The organism is Burkholderia sp. 567 (assembly GCF_040545115.1).
Lineage (GTDB): Bacteria > Pseudomonadota > Gammaproteobacteria > Burkholderiales > Burkholderiaceae > Burkholderia > Burkholderia ambifaria.
The window spans coordinates 232,103-255,511 of the sequence record NZ_JBEPLG010000009.1; the positions used below are offsets into that span (position 1 = coordinate 232,103).

The 23,409-nt window shown below is 67.1% G+C and carries 22 protein-coding genes; 3 read left to right on the forward strand and 19 right to left on the reverse strand.

Annotated elements, in window-relative coordinates; translation table 11 throughout:
- Window positions 1-312 precede the first annotated feature (312 nt).
- Together ABIC50_RS25435 and ABIC50_RS25440 are read left to right on the forward strand one after the other, a co-directional pair.
- Entirely contained in the window at window positions 313-1,572 is a 1,260-nt protein-coding gene (locus ABIC50_RS25435) for an oligosaccharide flippase family protein (protein WP_354167681.1), read from the forward strand.
- 455 nt (window positions 1,573-2,027) lie between these two features.
- Window positions 2,028-4,229: a glycoside hydrolase family 3 C-terminal domain-containing protein gene (locus tag ABIC50_RS25440; protein WP_354167684.1), complete on the forward strand. Its 2,202-nt coding sequence runs from the start codon at window positions 2,028-2,030 to the stop codon at window positions 4,227-4,229.
- A gap of 65 nt (window positions 4,230-4,294) precedes the next feature.
- Here ABIC50_RS25440 and ABIC50_RS25445 read toward each other — a convergent pair whose 3' ends face one another.
- Window positions 4,295-5,542, reverse strand: coding sequence for an NAD(P)/FAD-dependent oxidoreductase (locus ABIC50_RS25445; RefSeq protein WP_354167686.1), 1,248 nt, complete (start codon window positions 5,540-5,542; stop codon window positions 4,295-4,297).
- Window positions 5,543-5,652: 110 nt separating this feature from the next.
- On the opposite strand from ABIC50_RS25445, the gene ABIC50_RS25450 reads away from it, so the two are divergent.
- Window positions 5,653-6,372, forward strand: coding sequence for a class I SAM-dependent methyltransferase (locus ABIC50_RS25450; protein WP_354167825.1), 720 nt, complete (start codon window positions 5,653-5,655; stop codon window positions 6,370-6,372).
- A gap of 44 nt (window positions 6,373-6,416) precedes the next feature.
- On the opposite strand, the gene ABIC50_RS25455 is transcribed toward ABIC50_RS25450, so the two are convergent.
- The 18 genes from ABIC50_RS25455 to ABIC50_RS25540 are packed head-to-tail and all read right to left on the reverse strand — an operon-like array spanning window position 6,417 to window position 23,333.
- A complete protein-coding gene (locus ABIC50_RS25455; RefSeq protein WP_354167689.1) occupies window positions 6,417-6,851 on the reverse strand; it encodes an excinuclease ABC subunit A in 435 nt (144 codons plus the stop codon).
- Window positions 6,852-6,862: 11 nt separating this feature from the next.
- On the reverse strand, window positions 6,863-7,288 hold the full coding sequence (locus ABIC50_RS25460; protein ID WP_175659377.1) for a signal peptidase: 426 nt from the start codon (window positions 7,286-7,288) through the stop codon (window positions 6,863-6,865).
- Window positions 7,289-7,320: 32 nt separating this feature from the next.
- Window positions 7,321-8,559 carry a beta-ketoacyl synthase N-terminal-like domain-containing protein gene (locus ABIC50_RS25465; RefSeq protein WP_354167691.1) on the reverse strand — a complete coding sequence of 413 codons (1,239 nt, stop codon included), beginning with the start codon at window positions 8,557-8,559 and terminating at the stop codon, window positions 7,321-7,323.
- On the reverse strand, window positions 8,556-9,785 hold the full coding sequence (locus tag ABIC50_RS25470) for a beta-ketoacyl-ACP synthase (RefSeq protein ID WP_354167693.1): 1,230 nt from the start codon (window positions 9,783-9,785) through the stop codon (window positions 8,556-8,558). Before ABIC50_RS25470 ends, ABIC50_RS25465 begins: the two co-directional genes overlap by 4 nt.
- Window positions 9,785-10,510, reverse strand: coding sequence for a 3-ketoacyl-ACP reductase FabG2 (locus ABIC50_RS25475; RefSeq protein WP_354167695.1), 726 nt, complete (start codon window positions 10,508-10,510; stop codon window positions 9,785-9,787). Before ABIC50_RS25475 ends, ABIC50_RS25470 begins: the two co-directional genes overlap by 1 nt.
- Window positions 10,507-11,010 carry a hotdog family protein gene (locus ABIC50_RS25480; RefSeq protein WP_011658629.1) on the reverse strand — a complete coding sequence of 168 codons (504 nt, stop codon included), beginning with the start codon at window positions 11,008-11,010 and terminating at the stop codon, window positions 10,507-10,509. The genes ABIC50_RS25475 and ABIC50_RS25480 overlap by 4 nt, the downstream gene beginning before the upstream one ends.
- A 1-nt stretch (window position 11,011) precedes the next feature.
- Window positions 11,012-12,199: a beta-ketoacyl-[acyl-carrier-protein] synthase family protein gene (locus ABIC50_RS25485; protein ID WP_354167698.1), complete on the reverse strand. Its 1,188-nt coding sequence runs from the start codon at window positions 12,197-12,199 to the stop codon at window positions 11,012-11,014.
- A complete protein-coding gene (locus ABIC50_RS25490; RefSeq protein WP_354167701.1) occupies window positions 12,196-14,607 on the reverse strand; it encodes an MMPL family transporter in 2,412 nt (803 codons plus the stop codon). The genes ABIC50_RS25485 and ABIC50_RS25490 overlap by 4 nt, the downstream gene beginning before the upstream one ends.
- Window positions 14,604-15,281 carry a LolA family protein gene (locus tag ABIC50_RS25495; protein ID WP_354167703.1) on the reverse strand — a complete coding sequence of 226 codons (678 nt, stop codon included), beginning with the start codon at window positions 15,279-15,281 and terminating at the stop codon, window positions 14,604-14,606. The genes ABIC50_RS25490 and ABIC50_RS25495 overlap by 4 nt, the downstream gene beginning before the upstream one ends.
- The gene (locus ABIC50_RS25500; RefSeq protein ID WP_011658625.1) at window positions 15,272-15,700 is read right to left on the reverse strand and encodes an acyl-CoA thioesterase; all 429 of its coding nucleotides are present in this window, start codon (window positions 15,698-15,700) and stop codon (window positions 15,272-15,274) included. The genes ABIC50_RS25495 and ABIC50_RS25500 overlap by 10 nt, the downstream gene beginning before the upstream one ends.
- The gene (locus tag ABIC50_RS25505) at window positions 15,697-17,319 is read right to left on the reverse strand and encodes an HAL/PAL/TAL family ammonia-lyase (RefSeq protein ID WP_354167705.1); all 1,623 of its coding nucleotides are present in this window, start codon (window positions 17,317-17,319) and stop codon (window positions 15,697-15,699) included. Before ABIC50_RS25505 ends, ABIC50_RS25500 begins: the two co-directional genes overlap by 4 nt.
- Window positions 17,306-19,012: a glycosyltransferase family 2 protein gene (locus tag ABIC50_RS25510; RefSeq protein WP_354167827.1), complete on the reverse strand. Its 1,707-nt coding sequence runs from the start codon at window positions 19,010-19,012 to the stop codon at window positions 17,306-17,308. Before ABIC50_RS25510 ends, ABIC50_RS25505 begins: the two co-directional genes overlap by 14 nt.
- Complete coding sequence (locus ABIC50_RS25515; RefSeq protein WP_354167708.1) at window positions 19,009-20,700, reverse strand: ApeI family dehydratase; 1,692 nt, start codon at window positions 20,698-20,700, stop codon at window positions 19,009-19,011. The genes ABIC50_RS25510 and ABIC50_RS25515 overlap by 4 nt, the downstream gene beginning before the upstream one ends.
- Window positions 20,697-21,338, reverse strand: coding sequence for a COG4648 family protein (locus ABIC50_RS25520; RefSeq protein ID WP_354167710.1), 642 nt, complete (start codon window positions 21,336-21,338; stop codon window positions 20,697-20,699). Before ABIC50_RS25520 ends, ABIC50_RS25515 begins: the two co-directional genes overlap by 4 nt.
- On the reverse strand, window positions 21,335-21,583 hold the full coding sequence (locus ABIC50_RS25525) for an acyl carrier protein (protein WP_011658620.1): 249 nt from the start codon (window positions 21,581-21,583) through the stop codon (window positions 21,335-21,337). Before ABIC50_RS25525 ends, ABIC50_RS25520 begins: the two co-directional genes overlap by 4 nt.
- The gene (locus tag ABIC50_RS25530) at window positions 21,580-21,885 is read right to left on the reverse strand and encodes a phosphopantetheine-binding protein (protein WP_011658619.1); all 306 of its coding nucleotides are present in this window, start codon (window positions 21,883-21,885) and stop codon (window positions 21,580-21,582) included. The genes ABIC50_RS25525 and ABIC50_RS25530 overlap by 4 nt, the downstream gene beginning before the upstream one ends.
- Complete coding sequence (locus ABIC50_RS25535) at window positions 21,860-22,654, reverse strand: lysophospholipid acyltransferase family protein (RefSeq protein ID WP_175674498.1); 795 nt, start codon at window positions 22,652-22,654, stop codon at window positions 21,860-21,862. The genes ABIC50_RS25530 and ABIC50_RS25535 overlap by 26 nt, the downstream gene beginning before the upstream one ends.
- Complete coding sequence (locus tag ABIC50_RS25540; protein WP_354167712.1) at window positions 22,638-23,333, reverse strand: beta-ketoacyl synthase chain length factor; 696 nt, start codon at window positions 23,331-23,333, stop codon at window positions 22,638-22,640. The genes ABIC50_RS25535 and ABIC50_RS25540 overlap by 17 nt, the downstream gene beginning before the upstream one ends.
- Window positions 23,334-23,409: the final 76 nt, after the last annotated feature.

Genomic DNA, 23,409 nt, shown 5'->3' on the forward strand with positions numbered 1-23,409 from the left:
CCGAGCGTCCTTCGGTGCGCCAGCTTACAAATGCATTCACCACGGCGGCGATACAACGATGCGCGCCACAGCACGATTCGGGCCGCACGCGCGCACGGAATCCGCGAACGGTAGGCTCGCGAACACAGATGTCTCGCGCGGCCCGTATCATGACCGCCATACGATGTGGCCGGGTCCGGCATCGCCGGACGAAACCGGCGCCCGCCGGAAACGGGCCGCGAACCCACGCAGCCGGGCCAGCGCCGGCCGGCCGCGCGCGCACGGCGGCCCGCACTCCGCCGCCATGCGGCACCCACGGCGCCGACCGAGCGAATGTCAAACATCAAGAAGAACTTCCTGCTGCTGCTGACGTTGCAGATTTCGATGTACGCGGTGCCGCTGCTGATCGCACCGCTGCTGACGCACGCGCTGGGACCGGAGGGTTACGGGCAGCTCGCGTTCTCGCTCGCGGTCATCGCCTACCTCACCAACTGCACGAGCTACAGCTTCGACCTGACCGCGACGCCGCGCATCGCCCTCGCCCGCGACGACCGCGCCGAACGCTCGCGCATCTTCTGGGCGACGCTGTACGCGCAGATCGGCATCGCCGTGATCTGCTTCATCGTGCTGATCGCGCTGACCTTCCTGGTCGAGCGCTTCGGCGAGGACCGCGACCTGCTGCTGATCGGTTTCGGGATGGTGGCCGGCGTGGCGTTCACGCCCGGCTGGTATTTCCAGGGCATGGAGAAGCTGCGCGCGCTGAGCGTGATCCTGTTCATCGGCCGCATCCTGAGCCTGCCCGCGATGTTCGCGCTCGTGCACAGCCCGGCGGACATCGATCGCGCGATGATCGTCAACGCCGCCGTGCCGACGCTGTCCGCGATCGTGCTCGCCGCCTATCTGTATTTCCAGCGGGAAATCGACTTCGTGCGCGTCGGCGTCGCCGACATCGCCGAATCGCTGAAAGGCGGCTGGCAGGTGTTCCTCGCGTCGACGTCGATCGCGTTCTACGCGTCGACCAACACCGTGCTGCTCGGCTTCGTGTCGGGCAACGTCGCGGCCGGCTACTTCGCCGCCGGCGACAAGCTGATCCGCGCGGCGCTCAGCATGCTCCAGCCGCTGAAGGCCGCCACCTATCCACGCATCAGCTACCTGATGCGGCACGCACGCAACGACGCGTTCTCGTTCCTGCGCAAGCTGTTCGTCGTGCAGGTCGTGATGGTGCTCGGCATCTCGCTCGCGATCTTCTTCGGCGCGCCGCTTGCCGTGCGCCTCCTGTATGGCCCTTCGTACGAACCGACGGTCCAGGTGCTGCGCTGGATGGCCTTCATTCCATTCATGGCCGGGATGACCGACTTGTTCGGTGTGCAGACGATGCTGCCGCTCGGGATGAAATCGGCGTTCACGCGGATCCTGATGTCGTCGGGCATTCTGAACATCGTGCTGGTGCCCGTGCTCGCGAAGTACTTCGCGGAACTGGGCGCGGCCGCCGCCGTGCTGACGGCCGAGGCCGCGGTTGCCGCGGCGCTCGCGATCGTCGTCTATCGCGCCGGGATTCCGCTGCTTGGCAGCGCTGTCGCTCGACGCAGCTAGCGCGTCGGCCGTGCTGCGCGATTTCCTCGCAGCGGCCGGAATCCGATGACGCTCCCTTCGATGCGCGCACAACGAAGCGCATCGCGCAGGTACTTCTTACTCCGCCGCGCGCACCCTGTCGGGAACGATGACCGTCTTTTTCCGGCGGCCAGCCATCGCATCGAAAAAAGATCATACGGATCAGTAGAAACACCGATGCTGTAGTCATACTACATTCGTACGATTGGTCGCTGCAGAGAATCGCTACATCCGATTCGGCAGTGTCGGGCGGTCCGCGTCGCCGTCCGCGTGCTCCGATCGGGCCCAACCGGCCGTAACGATTCCCCGCCTGGCTGGCATGCCGACGCGCAATCACCCTGCATCGCCAGCCGAATGCGTTCGATGCGAATCCATCGGACGTACGCAGCTCCAGACATATCCGAACAACAACCGGCAATACGATCATGGAGAGCAACATGCGGGACACACTCTGGCCGGCCGCCGTCCTGGCGGCGACCCTCTGCACCAGCGTCTATGCGGGCAACGCCGATTTCAACTCACCGGGCGACGCCGCCGACGCATTCGCGTCGTCCGCCGCGCAGCGACGCGCCGACCTCCTCGTGCGCAAGATGACGCTCGACGAGAAACTGCAGTTCATTCATTCGCAATACGAAATGTCCAAGGTGCCTGGCGGTGGCGCCGGCTACATCCAGGGTGTGCCGCGGCTCGGCATTCCCGATCTCAACATGGTCGACTCGGCGACCGGCTCCGGCAGCACGTCACTCGCGAGCACCACCTTTCCCGCGACGATCGCCGTCGCCGCGAGCTGGGATCGTCGCCTGTCGTACGACTACGGCAAGCAGGTCGCGATCCAGTTGCGTGCGCAAGGATTCGGCATGGGTCTCGCCGGCGGCACCAACCTCGCGCGCGAGCCGCGCGGCGGCCGGCTGTTCGAGTATCTCGGCGAGGATCCGCTGCTCGCCGGCGAGCTGCTCGCGGAGCGCACGCTCGCCACGCAGCGGCAGAAAGTCATCGCGACCATCAAGCACTATGCCGGCAATGAACAGGAGCACGGCCGGATGGGCGGCAACACGCAGATCGACGAACGCACGTTGCGCGAGCTCTACCTGCTGCCGTTCGAGATCGCCGCGAAGCGCGGGCAGCCCGGCAGCGTGATGTGCAGCTACAACCGCCTGAACGGCACGTACGCGTGCGAGAACAATCACCTGCTGAACGACGTGCTGAAGAACGAATGGGGCTTCCAGGGCCAGGTGCAATCCGACTGGGGCGCCGCGCACAGCACGGCCGCCTCGATCAACGCCGGGCTCGACGAGGAAGAGGACGTCGGGCCGAGCGTCTACCTGACGCCGGCCGCCGTCAAGCAGGCGATCTCGAACGGCTCGGTGTCGACCGCACGCCTCGACGACATGGTGCGCCGCAAGCTGGCCGTGATGATCCGCGTCGGCGTGATGGACGATCCGGCCAAGGCCGGCGGCACGATCGATTTCGCGGCCGCGAACCGGTTCGCGCAGGGCGTCGCCGAGCAGTCGATCGTTTTGCTGAAGAACGACGGCAACCAGTTGCCGCTCGTCGCATCCGCGCTGTCGCGGATCGCCGTGATCGGCGGCCACGCCGATGCGGCCGTGCTGTCGGGCGGCGGCTCGGGCAACACGCGCGATCCGGTCACCGGTTCGTTCGCAGGCTGCGGCGGCCTGACCTTCGGTTCGTCGACGGGCTGCAGCTGGTGGCGCAATCCGTGGCTGAAGGTCGACGTGCCGATCGTCGCGGCGATCCGCGCGCTCGCGCCGGCGGCGCACGTCACGTTCGCAGGCAACAGTGACCAGCAGTCGCCGTTCCGCGCGTACACGCAGCAGGAAATCGACCAGGCCGCGGCGCTCGCCGGACGCTCGGACGTCGCGATCGTCGTGGTCGCGCAGGCGGCGGGCGAGGATTTCGGCGAATTGCAGAGCCTGAGCCTCGCGAACCCGTCGAACCAGGACGCGCTCGTCGAAGCGGTCGCGCGTGCCAACCCGCACACGGTCGTCGTCGTGCAGAGCGGCAATCCGGTGCTGATGCCGTGGAAGGATCGCGTGTCGGCGATCGTCGAGGCGTGGTACCCGGGCGAAGGTGGCGGCAAGGCGATCGCGAACGTGCTGTTCGGTGCGGTCAATCCGTCCGGCAAGCTGCCCGTCACGTTCCCGGCGCGCGACGAGGATTCGCCGGCGTGGCGGCAAGGCGGCGCGTTCGAGAACGATCCCGTCTACGCGGAGAAGCTGAACATGGGGTATCGCTGGTACGACGCGCGCAACATCAAGCCGATGTATGAATTCGGCTACGGGCTGTCGTACACGCACTTCGCGTATTCCGGGCTGTCGGTGTCGCGGCAACGGGACGGCTCGCTGAGCGTCGCGTTCACCGTGCGCAATGACGGCCGCGTCGCAGGCGCGGAAACGCCGCAGGTCTATCTCGGCGTGCCGTACAAGGATGAACCGCCGAAGCGGCTGGTCGGCTGGGAGAAGATCCGGCTGAACCCGGGCGAGGCACGGCATGTGCGCGTGACCGTTTCACCGCGGATGCAGAGCGTGTGGGATACGTCGCGAAACGGCTGGAAGTTCGTGCCGGGCGGGACCGTGTATGTCGGCGCGTCATCGCGCGATATCCGGCTGCAGGGTAGCTGAGCGACGGTGATGTAATGGCGGGCGCCGGACGAAACATCGCCCGGCGCCCGCCTCGATTCATCGAATCACCCGAGGCCACCGGCACGGCAGAATTCGGCGAGCACGTCGAGGCCGCGCGCCGGTTCCCGCACGAACGGATTCGACTCGTCCCACGCATAGCCGGCCAGAATCGAGCAGACCATGCGCTTCACGTCGGACGCCTTGTCTTCATGAAACACGATGTCCTGAAGCGCGCCTGAGTACCAGCGCTCGACGAACGCGCGGAACGTGTCGATGCCCTTGCGCAGCGCGATGTCGTAATCGCGTGTCCAATCGACCGCCTCGCCGCGCAACTGACGTTCGAGAACGGCGACCGCCAGTTGCGCGGAGCGCATCGCGATCGTCACGCCGGACGAGAAGATCGGATCGAGGAATTCGCCAGCGTTGCCGAGCAACGCATAGCCGCGCCCGTGCAGGTGCTCGACATTCGACGCATAGCCCGCGATGCGACGCACCGGCATCACGAACGGCTTGCTGCCGACGAGCCGCAACAACGTCGGCTCGCTCCGCAGCAATTCCCGCAGCAACGATTCCTGCTGCGCTTGCGGCACATCGAGAAAACCGGCGTCGGCCACGCAGCCGACCGACGAGCGCCCGTTCGTCAGCGGGATCATCCAGAACCACACGTCGCGACGCTCCGGATGGACGGCAATGCAGATCTTGTCGCGATCGGTCGACCCGGCCGGCAGGCTGTCTTCGACGTGCGAAAAGATTGCCGCGCGCGTCGGCATGCCGGTCGGCGCCTCGAGATCGAGCAGCCGCGGCAGCACGCGCGCGAATCCGCTGGCGTCGAGCACGAACGACGCTTGAACGGTATATTCGCACCCCGCTTCGTCGACGACCTCGAGCCGTTGCGTATCGCCCGGATGGAACGCCTGCACGGTATGACCGAACCGCACGTCCGCGCCCTGTTCCGCCGCACAACGGATCAGCAGATCGTCGAAGGCAGCGCGTTCGACCTGATAGGCCGTCCCCCAGCCGTCGGAGAATTTTTCCCGGAAATCGAACGACGACATCCTGTCGCGATACACGAAATACGCACCGTTCTTGAACTGGAAGCCGGCCTCGACGACGGCCTGCAACATACCGGCCTCTTCGAGATACTGCATGCTTTGCGGCAGCAGACTCTCGCCGATCGAAAAGCGCGGAAAATGCTGGCGCTCGAGCACCAGCACGGAACGGCCCGCCCTGCGCAGCAATGCGGCCGCGACCGCGCCGGACGGCCCCGCGCCGATGATCGCGACGTCGACGGAATTCGATTTCATTTCACTCATGCTTGCCGTTCCATTTCGATGGATTGGATATCTTACGTTTCTCACGCCACGATCTGGCGTTGCAAACTACAATAGGCGGTCTACAAATCCAACATTCCGACGAGAGGCCCATGACGTCCTGCCGCACGCACGCTCCCGCCTATGTTCCAGAAACCCGCTTCGGCATCTGGTTTCTTCGCACGCATACCTGGGAGCATCACGTGCTTAGGGTGGCCATCGACGACCTCAAGCAGCTCATCGGCGCGCCCCTGCCAACGGCCCCCGTCATCCTCGATGCGGGATGCGGTCAGGGCAAGTCGTTCCGCCTGCTCGGCGAAGCGTTCGCGCCCGGCAAAATCATCGGCATCGATTGTCACGACGACTCGCTCACGCATGCGTCGGAAGCCGCGCGTCGCTGCGCCACGCCCGTCGAACTGCATCGCGCGGACTGCACACAGATCCCGCTCGCCGATTCGAGCGTCGACATCGTGTTCTGCCATCAGACCTTTCATCATCTCGTCGACCAGGAGCATGCGCTGGCCGACTTTCGCCGCGTACTGAAACCCGGCGGGCTGCTGCTGTTCGCCGAATCGACCGACGCGTACATCAAGTCGTGGGTGATCCGGCTGCTGTTCCGTCATCCGATGGAAGTTCAGAAAAGTGCCGACGGCTACCTTGCGATGCTGCGCGACGGCGGGTTCACGTTCGACGCCTGCAATGTGTCGTTCCCCTACCTCTGGTGGAGCCGCGCGAAAGACTTCGGACTCCTCGAGCGCATCGGCCTGTACGCACCGAAGCCGGGCAAGCGCCGCGAGACGCTCGTGAACGTCGCCGCGCGCAAGCCCGCCTGAGTGTCGGAGGCCGCCGCTCGGCGGCCCCGTCCGACACGCGCCGGCTAACGCTTCAGCGTCACGATCTCGCCGGTGAGCGCCGCACCCGCCACGACCGCGCCGGCCCCGCACGTGAACTCCGTCGTGCTCGAGCGCAACACGTTGCGGTAATTGCTCTTGATGCCGACGACGGCATTGCCGCCTTCCTTTCGCGCGCGCGCCTGCAGTTCGATCACTGCCGACAGGAACACATGCTGGCACGCCGCCTCGTCGCTCTTGCCGAACGCGTTGGTCTTTTTGTTCGTCGCGAACGTGCCGTACGACTTGAGCACGCGAGGATGCGACTGATCGCCGAAATAGAGCGCGACGCCGTCGTCGAGCTTTCCTTCCTCGCTCTTCAACGCTTTCTCGATCGGATAGTCTCGGATCGTGTCCCGTGCGTGCGCGGCCGACGCGACGAACGTCGCGCCGAGCAGCGCCAGTGCGATGCGATATTTCACGTGTGCTCCCGTTATTGCGCGTTCAGCTGCACGACGTCGCCCGACACGGCGATCGCGCCGGCGCTGCCGCTCACGCCGCACGTGTATTCGGACGTCGACTCGGAACGCTTTTCATGAAAGCGCGTCGTCACGTTGACGACCGCATTCCCGCCATGATTCTTCGCATAGATGCGAAGACGGTTCAACGCTTCGGCCAGCGCCTGATCGCACGTCGGCTGTTCGGCTTGCGTCCCGCGCGCCACACGTACCGATTCCGAACGCGGACCGATGCTGGTCTTCACGTCCGGATGCGGCTGCGTGCCGAAATAGATCGCGACGCCGCTCGTGTCCGGCGTCGTTGCCGCCGCCGGCAGCGGCAGCGAACGCACCACGGTACCGCACCCCGTCAGCAATGACGCGGCCACCAACATGCCGGCCAGATGTCCTTTGTGCTTCATTGTTATCGTCCTCTCAGCTCAGTAAGTTCACTTCAATCGCCCTTCCAGGCGTCCAACAACACACTTGCGCAGCTGCCGCCGAATCCGAACGACACCGACAGCGCGCGTTCGATCGCGCATTCGCGCGCGGTATGCACGAGCGGCATGCCGGCAACCGCCGGATCGGGCTCGGAGCCGACCGCGGTGCCCGCGACAAAACCGTCGCGCATCATCAGGATCGTGTAGATCGCTTCATGCGCACCGCTCGCGCCGAGCGGATGTCCGGTCAGCCCTTTCGTCGACGAGAAGGCCGGCACGTCGCCACCGAATACGTCGCGCAGCGCGTCGAGTTCCTCGGTGTCGCCGAGCGGCGTCGACGGCGCATGCGTGTTGACGTAGTCCGGACGCCGCCCGCCGCCGTCGAGCGCGCCACGCATCGCGCGTGCGATCCCCGGTGCATGAGGCGCCGCCATGCCGGCGTTGTCCGTGGCTTGGCCGAACCCGCTGATTTCCGCGTAAATTCGCGCGCCGCGCGCACGCGCATGCTCGAGCGATTCGAGCACGAGAACGCCGGCGCCGGACGCGATCACGAAGCCGTCGCGGCCGAGCGCATACGGGCGCGACGCGCGCTCCGGCGTATCGTTGAAACCGCTCGACAACGCGCCCATCGCGTCGAACATCAGCGTCATGTTGTCGTGCAGTGCCTCGCTCCCGCCGGCCAGCACGATGTCCTGGTACCCGGAGCGAATCCAGTGCGCCGCCTGCCCGATCGCCAGCGCCGCGCTCGTGCACGCGGACGACGGCGAGTACGACACGCCTTCGATGCCGAACAATTGCGCGACGCATGCCGACGCCGTGCTGCTCATCGCTTTCGGCACGACATAAGGCGGCGTCTTCTCGATACCGCGATGCCGCGCGATCTCCATCGCGTCGTCGTAGTCGGCGATCGATCCGATGCCCGACCCCACGATCGCGCCCGCGCGCGGCGAACGCAGCATCCCGGCGTCGAGCGCTGCATCATCGAGTGCCGATGCGGCCGCATGCGCGGCGAAACGCGCGGTGTCGCCCATGAAGCGCTCGTGCTTGCGCGCGAATCGCGCCGCCGACGCGACGCTCGCGACCCCGGCGACCTGACTGCGGAAACCGCGCTCGCGCCACGCGTCGACGCGGCTTACCCCCGAGCGGCCGGTGCGCAGCGCGTCCGATACTTCGGCCAACGAATTGCCGAGGCACGACACGATGCCGAGCCCCGTGACCACGACGCGCGTCGCCGCGCCGCCGCCCGCCGTCATGCGCCGACCCGGCGGAAGATCAACGACGTGTTGATCCCGCCGAACGCGAAGTTGTTGCTCATCACGAATTCCGCATCGATCCGGCGTGCGTCGCCGATGATGTAGTCGAGCGGCGCGCACGCCGGATCGACCTGGGTGAGATTGAGCGTCGGCGCATACCAGTTGCGCTTCATCATTTCGATCGTCCACCATGCCTCGAGTGCGCCGCACGCGCCGAGCGTGTGGCCCACATAGCTTTTCAGCGAACTGATCGGCATGCGTTCGCCGAACACGGACGCCGTCGCATGACTCTCCGCTACGTCGCCGCGATCGGTCGACGTACCGTGCGCGTTCACGTAGCCGATCGCGCCGGCGTCGAGCGTCGCGTCGCTCAGCGCGAGACGCATGGCGACCGCCATCGTCTCGGCAGTCGGCTGGGTAATGTGCGCACCGTCGGAATTGCAGCCGAAGCCGACGATCTCCGCATGGATCGTCGCGCCGCGCACGAGCGCGTGCTCGTACTCCTCGAGCACCAGCGTCGCCGCGCCCTCGCCGACTACCAGACCGTCGCGATCGGCGTCGAACGGCCGTGGCGTCAGGTGCGCGGCATCGTTGCGCGTACTGGTTGCGTACAGGGTATCGAACACGGCCACCGCCGGGCCCGACAATTCTTCCGCACCGCCCGCCAGCATCAGCGCTTGCTTGCCCGTCGCAATCGCTTCGTACGCGTAGCCGATCGCCTGGCTGCCGGACGCGCATGCGGACGACGTCGGCACGATCCGGCCTTTCAGATCCCAGAACAGGCTGACGTTGACGGCCGTGGTATGCGGCATCATCTGCACGTAGCTGTTCGACGTGACGTCCCGCATCGAGCCCGTTTCGAGCATCGTGCCGAATGCCCGGATCGGCTCGACCGATCCCGACGACGATCCGTATGCGACGCCCATCCGGCCGTCGCGGATCGATGCATCGTCGGACAACCCCGCATCCTCCAGCGCCAGTTCGCTCGCGCGCACCGCGTACATCGACACCGGCCCCATCGAACGCGTCTTCTTGCGCGGATACGTGGGCGGCAGCTCGAACGCCGGCAACGGACACGCAAGCCGCGTATGCAGCGCCTCGAAGCAGTCCCATTCCGGCATGCACCGCACCGCGTTGCGCCCGTCGCGCAAGCGCGCCTCGATTTCCGGCCAGCGTTGACCAAACGCGGTCACACCGCCCATTCCCGTCACGACCACGCGCTTCATCACACCATCCCGCCGTTGACGCCGATCACTTGCCGGGTGACGTAGCTCGCCGCATCCGACATCAGGAAACCGACCACCGCCGCGACCTCGTCGGGCTGGCCGACGCGGCCCATCGGCACGGTCTTCAATGCGTGTTCCAGCGGCACCTTGTCGAGCATGCCGGTGTCGACCAGCCCGGGCGCCACGCAATTGACGGTGATCCTGCGCGACGCCAGCTCGATCGCCAGCGCCTTGGTCGCGCCGATCAGCCCGGCCTTCGCGGCGCTGTAATTGACCTGGCCGCGATTGCCCATCACGCCCGACACGGACGCGATCGTCACGATGCGGCCGCCGCCGCGCAGGCGCACCATCGGCATGGTCAGCGGATGAACGACGTTGTAGAAGGCGTCCAGCCCGGTTTCGATCACGATGTCCCAGTCCTCTTCGGACAGCGCCGGAAACGCGCCGTCCCGCGTCACGCCCGCGCAGCAGACGATCCCGTAGTACGCGCCGTTCGCTTCGACATCGGCCTCCAGTTCCTGCCGGCACGCCGCACGGTCGCGCACGTCGAACTGCAGCACGCTTGCCGTGCCGCCCTGCGCGCGAATCGTCGCGGCCACGGCTTCCGCGTCATCGCGGCCGGTGCGGCAATGCACGGTCACGGCGAAACCGTCCGACGCCGCGCGCAGCGCCACGGCGCGGCCGATGCCGCGACTCGCCCCTGTCACGAGAACTCGCCGAGTCATGAATTGAAGCTCCCTTCGATAAAGGATTGGAAATCGTTTGGTTGGTACACCTTGACGACGGCTTCCGCGCAACACTCGCCGTCGGCATGGATCGCGCATTCGTACGCGCCATGCCCCTCGTCGCCGCGCAGCAGTTCCCGCGCGACGATGCGCAGCGTCGTGTCGGCGCCGAACGCCGTGCGATGCGCGAGATAGCGGTTGGCGCCGAGCAACACGCCCGGTTTCGCGCGGCCGCCCGCATGCGCGGCGAGCAGGCCGACATGCGCGGCGATCGCCTGCGCCATCAGCTCGATGCCGATCCACGCCGGCATCGCGCCATTGCCGTCGACATACCACGCATCGCGGCGCGCGAGCGCGCTGACCTCGATGCCGGTTTCCGAGCAGCGCTCGATCGCGTCGAGCAGCAGCATCGTGCCGCGATGCGGCAACACGTCCCGCACGTCGCCGACGGGAATATCCGCGCCGCCATGCAGCGCGTCGATCAATGGTGCGGCATCCATGTCAGCCTCCCAGAATCAGGCTGGCATTGCTGCCGCCGAATGCGAACGAATTGCTCATCACGTAGCGTCCTGTTGCAGCGCCGGCCAGACGATGCTCGCGGTCGACCAGCTCGAGCCCCGGCAGCGCCGGGTCGCGCTCGCCGTCCCAGACGTGCGTCGGCAGCGCGATCCCGCGCGCCAGCGTCAGCCAGCCGAATCCAAGCTCGGTCGCGCCCGCCGCGCCGAGCATGTGTCCTGTCAGCGGCTTGGTCCCGCTCGCCGGCACGCCGTGCGGAAACACCCGTGCCATCACGTTCGCTTCCATCTCGTCGTTTAGCCGCGTCGCCGTCGCGTGCAGGTTCACGTAGCCGACCGCGGACGATGTGACGCCGGCGTCCGCGAGCGCGGCGCGCAGCGCGTCCTCCGCGCCGCAGCCCGCCGGATCCGGCGCCGAAATGTGGTGCGCATCGCTCGACTCGCCGACGCCGGCCAGCCGGACCGCCGCTTCATCGCGACTCATCACGAACAGCGCGGCGCCTTCGCCGATATTGATGCCGTTCCGGTTTCGGCTCATCGGGTTGGTCCGACCCGGGCTGACCGATTCGAGCGACGCGAAGCCCTGCAGCGTCAGCTCGCACAGCGAATCCGCGCCGCCGACGACGACCGCGTCGCACAGCTTCAGCCGCAGCAGGCGGCGCGCGGCCGCGAATGCCTTGGCACTCGATGTGCACGCGGTCGACAACGTATAGGCAGGCCCGGCCACACCCAGCACCGCGCGCACGAACGGCGCCGCCGTGCCGATTTCCATCTGTCGATAATCGAACGCGGCAGGCATCGTGCCCGTCGCGGCACGCTGCGCAAGCGCGTGCTCCGCCGCCTGGATGCCGGACGTACTCGTGCCGATCACGACACCGATCCGGCGCGGACCGTAACGCGCGATCGCCGCGTCGACGAAGGATCCGATCTGCGCCAGCGCGGCGAGCAACAGCCGGTTGTTCCTGCAATCGAAATGCACGAGCGAGGTGGGCGGCGCGACGTCGAGCGCGGCCCGCACGCTCCCGATCCAGCCGCCGGCGACGCCATCGGTACGCGGCGCCATGCCCGGCGCGACGCCGGCGTGCAATGCGTCGACGATTTCGTCGGTGGTTGCGCCGAGCGCGTTGATCATGCCGGGCGCGGACAGGTAGACCGGCGTCAGTCTGGCGTTCATGCGCACCCCTCCTTCGTGGACGGCGTGGCGAGCGGCGCGAACAGCACCGAAAAAACGATGCCCATCGCGAGGGTCGTGCCGAAGCTGCGCAACGCGGGCATCGCGCTCGCACCGAGCATCCCGAACGACAGCAACGTCGTGGCCGCCGACAGCAGCACGCCGGTCCATACGGCGCCGAGACCGCCTGCGTCCCGCATGCAGCCTTCGCGGAGGAACACCGCGTAGTTCGCGCCCACGCCGAGCACCAGCATCAGCGCGAGCCAATTGAACAGCGTGAGCGGCACCCCCGCATAGCCGAACGCCGCGAGCGTCAACGCGATGGCGAACACGACCGGCAACGTCGTCGCGATACCGCCGCGCATGCCGTATCGCCACATCAGCAGCGCGGCGACCACGATCAGCGCCCCGGCCAGCCACAGGCCGCTGTCGACCCGATAGGCGCCGAACAGGCTCGACACGCTTGCGGCCTTGTCGACCCACGACACGCCCGGCAGTGTGCGCGCCAGCGCCGCGAACGTCGCTGCATTGGCCGCGTCGACCCGTTCCGGAATCGCCAGTGCCGCATCGACGGGGCCGGTGGCGCCGTCGACCCGCCCGAGCCACAGATGCCTGAACGGGGCCGACCAGCGGGCCGCCAGCCACGTATCGACGGACAGCGTCGCCGGCGCATCGACGGAATACGCGCGAAGCCACGCGTCGGCGACCTCGTCGCGGAAGCCCGCATGCGCCAGCGTCGCACGCAGTGCGGCGGCATCGGCGAACACGTGCGTGCCCAGCACCGCGCGATTGTGTGCCTGCTGCTTCGCCGACGGCACGAACGTCGCGATCGACTGGACGCGGCCGACCCGCTGCTGCTCGAGCGCCCCGAGCAGCGCCTCGGAACGCTCGAGCACCTCTTCCTGAGACGCGCCCTGGACGACGAAGAACTGCGCGGTGTTTGCCAGCCCGACCGCCGCGCGGATGTTGCTTTCCTGTCGAGCGAGGCCCGCATCCCGCTGGATCAGCAGATGAATGTCGTCGTCGCTCTTCAGGACGACCCACCCCGGAATCGCAACCAGCGCGACCAGCACGGCGGCGGCCACCGCGCGCCGCCCTGCCAGCAGCGACTGCCAACCGCTCAGCAAGCGGGCCGCGCCCGAGAACACGCGAGACGGCGCGCTGCGGGGCGGCTGAGTCAGCATCAGCGGCAAAAAGCCGGTGACCGCAGCGAACGCGCTGAGGATCCCGACGATCGCGAAGCATGCGATCTGCTTGAGTGCCGGAAACGGCACCCACATCAGGATCGCGTAACCCAGCAGGCTGGTCGCCAGCGCCACCGCGAGTGCCGGCCTGACCGCCGCCGCGCCGCGCCGCGCATCCCATTGCCGCCCGGCGGAAAGGTATGCGACGAAATACTGGATCGAATAGTCGACGGCCTCGCCGATCAGGCTCACGCCGAACACCAGCGTCAACAGGTGCAGCTTGCCGAATACCAACAGCGTCGCGGCCAGCGCACACACGATGCCGAATGCCGTCGACGCAAACGCGAGCACCAGCAGGCGCGGCGACCGGAATACGCTCATCAGCAGCAGCGCGATGCCGGCCAGCGACACCGCGCCGATCACGTGCACGTCGCGCTCGGCACTGGCGCGCGCCGCTTCCGCATAGAAGACGGCGCCGGCCCGGTCGACGCGAACGCCGCGGAACTCGCCCGCGAGAGCGCGTTCCGCATCGGCAGTCGCGACACGTACCGCGTGCTGGACACTGGATTCATAGGCCGACCCTGCCAGCGACGTCATCACGAGCACGCCCGTTGCGCCGGCGCGATGCGACACCAGCATGCCGTCTTCGAGCGACAGGTTCGATGCCGCGAGCGGCAGCTCGCCGAGCCAGTGCTGCAGCCAGCCAAACGGATCGTCCGCCACCGCAGTCTGCAGACCGTCGACGGGCGGCGCGTAGAGCCGCCGGACAAGGCGCTCGCCGAGCGCGGCGTCGCCTTGTTCGAGCGACCGGCGATCCGCGTCCGTCAGTAGACCGAAACGGGCCGGCAGGTAGGTCGCCGCGATCTGCGACAGGTCGAACGGCGGCACTTCGACCGTCACCGAACGAAATGCCCCGCTCGCCGCGAGCCGCGCGCCAAACTGCTTCGCGGCGGCCTTCGCGCGGTCGGCGTCCCGATCGGTGACCAGATAGACAGTGCGATTACCGAGCGCATCGCCGAGCACGTCGACCGCTCGTTCGGCCACCGGATTCGCTTCGGTGGCCGGCAGCAGTGCAAGCAGGTTCGTCTGCAACGGTGCGGGGCCGCTGAAGCGCCACACGATGAACGCGATCGCAACCAGCGCGACGGTCAGCCATGCGGCGCACAGCACGCGCCGCCGGCCGCGGTCGCCCGATGCGTCGATCGCGTCGCGCGCCGTATTCATCATCGTGCCTCCAGCCAACCGCGCTCGATGGGCGCGGGCGCATCGACCGGCGTCGGCCGCACGAACTCGAGCACGGTCACGTTGCCGTTCGCAAACGTCATGTCGAGCTTGCCGAGATAGGCACCGCCGCTCATTTCGAGCACGCGGATCGCCTGTGCGAGCTGCGGCTGGTTCGGCCGCAACACCATCCGCCACCGTTCCGGCGTGCCGCTCGCTTCGACGTCGAATTGCGCATACAGCGCCGACAGGTCGCCGCCGAGCATGTCGCGCATCATGCGCGACACTTGCGCGACGCCGCGGCCGCCACCGGCCGGCGCGACGAGGCGTCCGTCTGCCCCGACCTCACGCATGCCGCCGTCCGTAATCACATAGGTGGCCTTGTACGGTGTGTCGATGCGCCAGACGACGCCCGACCTGCGATCGAACAACATCGAACCTGTGCTGACGAGCGGCTGCTTCATCGCCGACAGCGTCTGGGTCTGCCGAAAATCCGCGCGAATCGCGCCGACTCGCGCCAGCCGCGCCGCGACATCGGCAACGAGCGCGGCGTTCGCTGGCCGGGCCACCGCTGCGGCCGCGCTCGGCGCCGGAGCGGCCGCCAGCGCGCCGCCGGCGAACATCATGCATGCGCCGAGCATCGTCGCCGCAAACCGTCGGTTGCGCAGCATCAGGCCCATTGCGCACGCACCCTTTCGATCAAGGCCGGCGGCGACACGAACTGCAGTTCGCGCGTCGTCGCATCGATCGCAAGTTGCACTGTATAGCCCTTCGTCAAACGCTCGCCGGAGGCAGCGTCGACGATTTCGTAACCGATCTTCAGCCGGTTCTCGAATTCAAGGAGCGTCGCGCGCACGTCGAGCTGCTGGCTGTAATGGGCCGGGCGGACGTATTTCAGATGCGCCTCCACCACCGGCCACACGTAGCCCGACGCCAGCATCGCCGGATAGTCGTAGTCGATCATCCGCAGCAGTGCGGCACGGCTGCTTTCGAAGTACTTCAGGTAATGCCCGTGCCAGCAGACGTTCATTGCGTCGACATCGTGGAACAGCACCTCGACGCGTGCGGTCGCGGTGAGCGGCGGACGGTTCTCGTTCATGCCGCCTCCCCGCGCCGGCATGCGCCGAACGATCCGCCAATCGGCTCGCCAATCGGCTCGCAGGCTGCCAGGCGCGCCGTCAACGCGCGCAGCTCCGCTTCGAGCGGCCGGTCCTCGACCACCAGCGGCGACTGGCGACCCACATCGTCGATGAACGCGCGCAGCGCGGGCGAAAGCTGCGTGCGCGGGTCGTCGCGCAGCCGCAGACGGACGGCCTGCACGGTCGCAAGCACGTGCGCCGCGGCGACCTGCTCGGTCAGCGCCAGCACGCGCAGGCAATCGCGCGCGGCGATCGTTCCCATGCTGACCTTGTCCTGGTTGTGCGACTCCGTCGAGCGCGAGAACACGCTCGCCGGCATCGTGTGCTTCAGCGCCTCCGCCGTCCATGCGGAAGACGAGATCTGCACGGCCTTGAACCCGTGGTTGATCGCGGCCCGTTCCCCGGTCGCCCCCGTCAGGTTGCGCGGCAGTCCGTTGCTGAACTTGTCGTCGACCAGCAGCGCGAGCTGGCGATCCATCAGGTCCGCGAGGTTCGCCACCGCGGTCTTCAGCGCATCCATCGCGAACGCGATATGGCCGCCGTAGAAATTGCCGCCGTGCAGCACGCACCCTTCGTCCGGATCGATCAGCGGATTGTCGTTCGCGCTGTTCAGTTCGTTCTCGATATCGCGACGCATCCACGACAACGCGTCGCGCGCCACGCCGATCACGTGTGGCGCGCACCGCACCGAATAGCGATCCTGCAGGCGCCGCCCCGGCAATTCGTCGCGGCCGGCCAGATCGGCGCGTATCCATGCGGCCGCCTCGGCCTGCCCCGCATGCGGCTTCGCGTCGAACAAGCGCGCATCGAAGTGCCCCGCCCGTCCGTCGAGCGCGACCGTCGTCAATGCCGTCAGGCGGGCAGCGATCGACGTCAGGTGCTCGGCACGCGCAAACGCGAGACAGGCCAGCCCCGTCATGACCGCCGTGCCGTTCATCAGTGCCAGCCCTTCCTTCGGCGCAAGCGTGAGCGGCGCGCGATCGATCGCGCGCCATACGTCCCGCGCGTCGCGCTCGTCGCCGGCGAACGATACGGTGCGCTCGCCGACCAGCGCCGCGGCGACGTAGGACAGCGGTGTCAGGTCGCCGCTTGCGCCAACCGAACCTTCCGATGGAATGCGCGGCAGGATGCGGTGATTCACCAGATCGGCCAGCCGCTCCAGCAACGTGAACCGCACGCCCGAGTAGCCGAACGCGAGCGAATTGAGCCGCGCGACGATGATGGATAACGTCTGCGTCGCGTCGAACCACTCGCCCATCCCGCATCCGTGATAACGGGTCAGCTGCAGCGGCAACGCTTCGACGAGCGAAGGCGGCACCTCGACCACGCAGGCGTCGCCATATCCGGTCGTGACACCGTACAGCGTGCCGCCGTTCGCGAGATAGTCGCGCAGCCAGGCTGCGCCGCGCTCGATCCGCGAGCGCCACGCGCTCGCCGCATTCAGCGCGACCGGCGCACCATCGCGGGCGATCGCGACGACGTCCTCGATCGTCAGATGCCGGTCGCCGATCACGACGGGCGGCCGGCTCGCGTCCGCCGCGGCGGTGGCCGGGACGTTCTTCATGTCATGCTCGGCCACGCGGACCTCCATCGGGCCGCGCCCAGAAATCGAAGAAGTTGAACCATTGATAGGGAGCCTTGCGGCAATAGTGTTCGAGCCGCGCGGCATAGCGCTGCGCCCAATGCGCGACGTGACTCGCGCGCTCGCGGCGCGGCAGTTCGATTCGGTCTGCGAACGACTCGAAATAGAGCCGGTAGCCGCGCTGCTCCTTCAGGCAGAAGAACAGGTAGACCGGACAGCCGAGCGCATGGGCGAGAATGTACGGGCCCTGCGCGAACGGGGCCTGCGCGTCGAGAAAACGGGCGTCGACCGTTTTCCCCGAATCATGCGGCGGCACGCGGTCGCCGACGATCACGAGCAGCTCGCCCGCATCGATCCGCGACTGCATCATCATCGCCGTATCCGGCCCGAAGTCCGATACCTCGACGAGTTGCTTGCCGAATGCCTGGTTCGCGCCGGCCAGCACACCCGTAAAGCGCTTCGCGTGTTCGGTATAGACGATCGCCGTCACCTTCGTGTGCGCATCGCGCAGCGCAAGCGCGCGTGTCATCTCGAGGTTGCCCAGATGCGCGCCGATCACGAGCGCACCGCGTCCGCTCGCGGCGAGCGCATCGAATGCAGACGAATCGTCGAAGCGCACGTCGAGTTCGTCGAGACGGCCGGACCATGCGACGAACTTGTCGAATCCCGCCTGCGCAAAGGCAAGCATGTGCCGATACGCACTGCGCCATCCCGGCTTCGGCACGGCCGCCGCTTGCGCGTCGCGCAGGCGCGCGATGTACGCATGCGACGCCGTGCGCGCCGTGCGGTTCGTCAGCACGAAATAGCCGACGATCGGATGCAGCCAGAGCGACGTGAAATCCTTACCGAACCAGCGGCAGCTCAGGGCCAGCAACGCCATGCCGAGCCGGCTGCCGCGTTCCGGCATGCGCCACCATGCGCGCGTGCGCGCCGTCGGCGGCGCGGCGCGCCGACCGATGAGCCGGCGCGTCAGCAGCATCGGCGCGCGCACGAGCATCCCGGCGACGAGCCGCGTGTGGCTCGCGCTGATGCGCACGTTGTCGCGCCAGACGTCGAAATGCGACACGCCGTCGGCCGGGTAGACGACGCGCGTCGCGATCGTCCTGAACGCCAGGCCTCGCCAGTGCAGTCTGACCAGGATTTCGCTGTCGAAAGCCATCCGCGTCGGCATCGATACCATGTCGATCAGTTCGCAGACGGCATCGACCGGATAAAGACGAAACCCGCACATCGCATCGGGAATGTCCAGCGACAGCGTTTCGATCCACACCCACACGTGCGTGAGATAGCGGCCGTACAGGCGCGCCTTCGGCACGCTGTCGTCGAAACGTGGCCGCCCGAGAATCACGGCGTGCGGCTCGGCCTGGGCGGCCGCGACGAACTTCGGCACGTCGTCGGCATCGTGCTGGCCGTCGGCATCGATCTGGATCGCATGCCGGTATCCCCGTGTGCGCGCGGCACGCATGCCGGCCATGACGGCCGCACCCTTTCCCCCGTTGACGGGCAACCGCAGCAACGTCACGGAACCGGCATACTGCGCGGCCAGCGTTGCCAGCACCCGCCGGGTCGGCTCGTCGCTGCCGTCGTCGACCACCAGAATCGGCAGGCCGTGCACGACCAGACGCGCCAGCGTGCCCCCGATCGCGTCGCGATGGTTGTAGATCGGAATGACGATGCAGGTGTCGCTCATGCCGCCGCCGCGCCGTATACGAGCACGCCCGACGTGCATTCCCGGCCGCCGCACCGGAACGCAAAGCGCGTGCGGCCGCATACCGGATCATGCGCGAGACGCAGCGCCAGCACGGCGCCGGGCGGCACGGGCGCCTTGAACTTCAGGTGTTCGATCGAACGGACTTCCCGCACGGCCGGCATCTCGCGGCTGGCAAGGCGCGCGGCCCAGTCGATCTGCACGACGCCGGGCAGGATGGGCAGCCCGGGAAAATGCCCGTCGAAATGCGCGAGTGTGGGCGGCACGCGCAGCTCGTAATGCAACGCGTCGTCGCTGCGCCACGACGCGAGCAGCTCGAAGCCCTCCGGCGTGGCCGTAAAGGCCGCCGCCAGCGCGGCAGCGGGCAGCTTCCCGCGCACATCGAACGGCATCGCGTGGCGGAATCGCCAGTAGCGCGGCAATGCGGCCGCATCGAAATACGCACCGAGCGCATGTCGCAACGTCGTGGCAACGGCAATCCGCCCGTGCTCCGCCAGCGCGTCCCGCCCCGCCGCGCTCAACACCGCGACGACGCCCACGTGTGGCCGCGTCGCGCCGTCGACGACCACCGCGGCCGCCTGCTCGACATACTCGTGCGCGAGTATCCGCGTCTCGAGCTCCGGCAACGACACGCGCTTGCCGTCGAGCTTGATCACGCGATCGCGCCGTCCCGCGAGCGCGAAGCGGCCCTGCGCGTCGAATCGCGCGGTGTCGTCGGTGCGGTGCCAGCGATCGTGGCCGAGGTGCGCGGAGCGAACGCACAGGACGCCTTCGTCGTCGCAGCGCACGTCCACGCCCTTCAACGGCTGCCATGCGAGAGAGACGTCCTGACGCCGCCATGCGATGCCGCCGGTTTCGGTGCTGCCGAAGATCTCGAGCGGCGCCGCGCCGAACGCGTTCGCGTAGGCCGCTGCCGCATCGGCCGGCAGCGGGCCGCCCGACGAGAAGAACGCACACGGCGCGGGCGCTTGCATCGGAAAACCGGACAACGCAGGCCAGCGCATCAGTTGCGACGGCGTCGAGACCACGACACCGCCGCCGTATTCGGCAAGCCGCTGCTGCAGTTGCAACGGCTCGAGCACCGCTGTCCGGTCGAACGCGCGGCCCGCCGCCAACGGCCACAGGATCCTGAACAGCAGTCCGTAGATGTGGTGATGCGGCACGCTCGACAGCGTCACGGCCGCGCCGATCCGGTCGGCCCATTCGCGCTGCAGCGTGCGCACTTCGGCATCGAGCTGCGCGAGCGACTTCCGCACCGGCTTCGCGATGCCGCTGCTGCCGGACGTATAGAGCGTCACCGCGGCCGTCGCGTCGATTGGGCGGACGAAGATGGCAGGTTCGCGTTCCGTGTCGTGCCCGCACGCGGCCAATGCCGGCGCATCCAGCACCAGGTCGTATGCATGGGCCAGATCGCCGAGATAGCCGGGCGCGTTGCTGGCCGGAATCACGATTTCGCCGTGCACCGCCGCGACCGCGAAGAACGCGCACGCGAAGTCGTACGGATCGTCCGTGCAGATCGCGACCCGTCGCGCGCCGCTCGCGTCGAGCGTGCGGGCAATGACGTCCACGCGCGCACGCAAATCGCCCAGCGTCAGCACCTCGGCGCCGTCGCGGCAGACTGTCGTTTCGCTATCCGCCGCGGCACACAGCATCTCGTGCAGCGCGATCATGCGACACCCGTGCGCTTTCGTCTGGGAGCGATGACAACGCTGCGCCACAGCCACTCGCCCGCAAGCAGCGCACCGATCAGCAGGTACGCGATGAAGCCGTTGTAAAGGGCCCATGATGCACGGCTCCAGTACAACGCCGTGTACACCGAAAAGCCGCCGTTCACGATGAAGAATACGCACCACACCTGTGTGACGCGCCGCGTGTAGCGGACGATTTCCGGACTCGGCTCGGGATAGGTCGATCGCGCAAATTTTTCGATCATTGTCGGACCGCGCCGCAGCGTCGCGCCGAACGCGACGAGCAAGCCGGCACTCACACATGCAGGGTAGAGATGAAGAAGACGTTCGCTGTCCGTCACGGCAATCGCGACGGACAACGCGGTCAATGCACCGGCCACGCACCAGTCGAGCGTCGTGAGCCGTCGCAGCGCCTTCGCGAGCGTGCCCTTGCCGACCGTGCGCTGAAGCCACAGCAATGCGAAGAGCAGGCAACCGACGTAGCGCGGCGACATGGTCTGCCACGCAAACAGGATGACGAGCGGATACGCGACAAACAGCACCGCCCTGGCCGCCACGCTTGCCCAGCGTGGCAAGCCGGTGCCGGTATTCGCCCGCGTGCCCGTCATCGCCATCGTCATGCGCGCGCGAGCAACGCGTGAACCGCGGCGATGACATCGCCGACGGTGCGCACCGACTTGAATTCCTCGGGTTTGATGCGCTTGCCCGTCATTTCCTGAAGCTTGATGGCCAGATCGACCGCGTCGATGCTGTCCAGGTCGAGCTCTTCGAACAGGTGCGTTTCAGGTGTCACGCGCTCCGGCTCGATCGCGAAATTCTCGTGAAAAATGGCGCGGATGCGCTCCAGGATTTCTGCGTCGGTCACGAGTGACTCCCCTTTTCCAGCACGGCTTCTTGCGATGCCTGATGCGACTGCTGCTCGGCAATGAATGCCGCCAGTGTGTTGATCGACCGAAAATGCGCTTTCGTACGCTCGTCGTTCGCGGCGATCGTCAATTGAAACTTCTTGCGCAGCATGATGCCGACTTCGAGCGCATCGACGGAATCGAGGCCGATTCCATCGGTGGAGAACAGCGGCGCATCGTCATCGATATCGTCCACCGTCATGTCGCTGAGATCGAGCATCTCGATCAGAAGCTGCTTAATTTGCAGTTTTAAAGTATCCATACTGAAACAGGCTTTGAGTAATGTGCACTTCCACCTCGCGGGCAATACTGCGAGCGGCAATCGACGGCGACGTCACATCCGACGCCAGCCGGTTCGGATCCATCGGCTCCAGCACGTCGATGCGCATGCGAAACGCACGAGACGGCACGTGATACCACTGCAGGGTCTTGGTGAATACCGGCGGATCGCAATCGATCAGCACCGGCTGAATCCGGCTGCGCGACTGCAGCGCCATATGCGCGAAGCCGCGCGAGAACGCATGCAGACGATTGCCACCCGGGCTGCGCGTGCCTTCCGGGAAGACGATCATCGTGTAGCCCGCCGCCAGTTGCCGTGCCCCGGCCTCGACGAGCCCGACGGCATCGGCATTGCTCACGTATTCGGCTGCACGGACGATGCCCCAGAAACACGGGTTGCCCCAGTGGCCGCGCTTGACGACGCAGCAGGCTTTCGGCGTCAGCGACAGCAGCACCATGACGTCGAGCCAGGTCGGATGATTGGCGACGACGATTGCGGGGCCGCCGTTGGCGAGACGCTCGACGCCGCTCAGCTCGAGCTTCATCACGCCCATGCGCTGCAGCAGCGCGACCAGCACGCGGAAGAAATGGTGGATCACGAGCGTCACGCAACGCTGGCGCGAGCGCCGATGCGGCCACAGTGCGCCGACGACGATCGCCAGCACCGAGAACACCGATCCGCAAAACGCAAAGAATGTCAGGCTCATGCCGGTCGCGAACAGGCGCCAGCCGTAGTCAAGCCGCGCGATCATGCCAGCTCCATCGCCAGAATGCGTGTTCGCCACGCCATGACGCCGTCGTGCGCGCCGACAGGCAGCGCAGCACTGCCGCGCTTTGCGTATTCGCCGCGTCGTCGGCAACATGCGTGTCGCTCGCGCCGTCAACCGCCATTTCGCAGGTCAGATAACCGACCGGCTCATCGGCGTCAAGCAGCACGGCAAGCCCGACGCTCTCCGGGTCGTCATCGACATCGCCGTATACAGCGTCGGCCGGCTCGTGCGCATGGACGAGCAACACCGGCGATGCCGGCGACGTGTCGTATTGGGAAAATGCTTCGAGCAGCGCGTAGCCGAGGGTTTCATGGCCGGCCGCGATCGCGGTCGCGGGCGATCGGTCGCGCCTTGCGATCCCGAATATGCCCGTGACCGCATTGAGAACGGAAAGACTGAAGGCCGTCGGAGAGACGGGTTCCGCGGCGCCGATGTCGGAGAGAATGCCGGTGGTGCGCGTCAGTTCGCCATGGCGCGACGCGAATACCATCCGCAACGGATTTTCCGCTCCGGCGCAGTCATACGCAGCCTGAAGCGCGAGACGCGACAGCCGGCTCAAGCGGCGACGCACCATCGGATCGAGGGCTTCGACGCCCGGCACCCCCGCGGTCGAAATCGACGTCCATCTGGCGATTGGCATGGTCCAATGCAAATCGGCCATTGTTGTTCTCGTTGAGGTGACTTCTCTTGAGTGTTTTTATATAGCGCCGCCGCGTATCGGGCCGTTGCGCTCCGCT

Coding starts and splice junctions, on each gene's coding strand:
- ABIC50_RS25460 (WP_175659377.1), bottom strand. CDS start 7,288: ATGAAGCACAAAGGACATCTGGCCGGCATGTTGGTGGCCGCGTCATTG.
- ABIC50_RS25445 (WP_354167686.1), bottom strand. CDS start 5,542: ATGAGTGAAATGAAATCGAATTCCGTCGACGTCGCGATCATCGGCGCG.
- ABIC50_RS25480 (WP_011658629.1), bottom strand. CDS start 11,010: ATGGATGCCGCACCATTGATCGACGCGCTGCATGGCGGCGCGGATATT.
- ABIC50_RS25465 (WP_354167691.1), bottom strand. CDS start 8,559: ATGACGGCGGGCGGCGGCGCGGCGACGCGCGTCGTGGTCACGGGGCTC.
- ABIC50_RS25535 (WP_175674498.1), bottom strand. CDS start 22,654: ATGATCGCGCGGCTTGACTACGGCTGGCGCCTGTTCGCGACCGGCATG.
- ABIC50_RS25435 (WP_354167681.1), top strand. CDS start 313: ATGTCAAACATCAAGAAGAACTTCCTGCTGCTGCTGACGTTGCAGATT.
- ABIC50_RS25490 (WP_354167701.1), bottom strand. CDS start 14,607: ATGATGAATACGGCGCGCGACGCGATCGACGCATCGGGCGACCGCGGC.
- ABIC50_RS25515 (WP_354167708.1), bottom strand. CDS start 20,700: ATGATCGCGCTGCACGAGATGCTGTGTGCCGCGGCGGATAGCGAAACG.
- ABIC50_RS25520 (WP_354167710.1), bottom strand. CDS start 21,338: ATGACGATGGCGATGACGGGCACGCGGGCGAATACCGGCACCGGCTTG.
- ABIC50_RS25540 (WP_354167712.1), bottom strand. CDS start 23,333: ATGGCCGATTTGCATTGGACCATGCCAATCGCCAGATGGACGTCGATT.
- ABIC50_RS25530 (WP_011658619.1), bottom strand. CDS start 21,885: ATGGATACTTTAAAACTGCAAATTAAGCAGCTTCTGATCGAGATGCTC.
- ABIC50_RS25495 (WP_354167703.1), bottom strand. CDS start 15,281: ATGGGCCTGATGCTGCGCAACCGACGGTTTGCGGCGACGATGCTCGGC.
- ABIC50_RS25440 (WP_354167684.1), top strand. CDS start 2,028: ATGCGGGACACACTCTGGCCGGCCGCCGTCCTGGCGGCGACCCTCTGC.
- ABIC50_RS25475 (WP_354167695.1), bottom strand. CDS start 10,510: ATGACTCGGCGAGTTCTCGTGACAGGGGCGAGTCGCGGCATCGGCCGC.
- ABIC50_RS25510 (WP_354167827.1), bottom strand. CDS start 19,012: ATGAGCGACACCTGCATCGTCATTCCGATCTACAACCATCGCGACGCG.
- ABIC50_RS25500 (WP_011658625.1), bottom strand. CDS start 15,700: ATGAACGAGAACCGTCCGCCGCTCACCGCGACCGCACGCGTCGAGGTG.
- ABIC50_RS25470 (WP_354167693.1), bottom strand. CDS start 9,785: ATGAAGCGCGTGGTCGTGACGGGAATGGGCGGTGTGACCGCGTTTGGT.
- ABIC50_RS25450 (WP_354167825.1), top strand. CDS start 5,653: ATGACGTCCTGCCGCACGCACGCTCCCGCCTATGTTCCAGAAACCCGC.
- ABIC50_RS25485 (WP_354167698.1), bottom strand. CDS start 12,199: ATGAACGCCAGACTGACGCCGGTCTACCTGTCCGCGCCCGGCATGATC.